We start from the raw sequence: 373 nt of genomic DNA on the forward strand, positions 1-373 counted from the left end.
CGTTGTACCTGGCGGATACCGGCATTCGCACCTGGCCCGACGGCCTGTTTTCCCAGCCGCGGTTCCGGCATTTTTACCTGGATATGCGGCACAACGAAATCACCTACATTCCTGCGGTTGCGCCAGGCTCCGTCCAGGCGGAGCTGATGGCTCGCACGCTCTTGAGCCGGTGCACATGGTGGTTGCCGGAATTCAATCTCCAGACACTCAGGCATTACATCCGGTCCGTCGGTATGGACCCTGATCGTCCCTATCCGCCTCGCGGCGTGCGCGACAGTCTTGACTGGGAAGAGGGCATGACGCGACCTGAATGGGTCGCCCGGCAGCCCATCTGGAATGCTGTCGAAGACGAGTTCGACTCGGTGCCGTTTTT

General features: G+C 60.6%; 1 protein-coding gene. It reads left to right on the forward strand.

Going from position 1 to position 373, the window contains the following annotated elements:
- Positions 1–373, forward strand: a 373-nt coding sequence (locus AC1DCY_RS27965) for a hypothetical protein (RefSeq protein ID WP_477356114.1), incomplete at both ends; no start/stop codon positions are given.

Source organism: Lysinibacillus sp. 10T31, from assembly GCF_056394365.1.